The organism is Polaribacter sp. 2305UL8-11 (assembly GCF_058147165.1).
This window is the reverse complement of the sequence record NZ_JBYVJW010000100.1, coordinates 1-239: the sequence shown is the minus strand read 5'-3', so window position 1 is coordinate 239 and position 239 is coordinate 1. Positions and strand designations below refer to the sequence as shown.

The window sequence follows — 239 nt, the reverse complement described above, 5'->3', positions numbered from 1 at the left end:
ATAAACAGATCAGTAAAACCCATTATATGTTACTCCCCGGCACCGGCAGACGTAGAATCTTTGATTGTGACCCGGGCACCCTGGCGGAGTTTCATCTGTCCTGCGGTGATAATCTTGTCGCCAGGGTTCAGGCCATCCAGTATTTCAATAAATTTTCCGTGGACCTCTCCGGTACTTACCGCCTTGCGTTCAACGGTCAGGGCATTCGGGCTGTCACCGGTGACCCGGTAAACGGAATC

1 pseudogene is annotated in these 239 nt (G+C 51.9%); it reads right to left on the bottom strand.

The features are described from left to right. Positions 1-29: 29 nt before the first annotated feature. Positions 30-239, bottom strand: a pseudogene (locus tag ACY2RW_RS16340) (hypothetical protein); the annotation flags it as partial.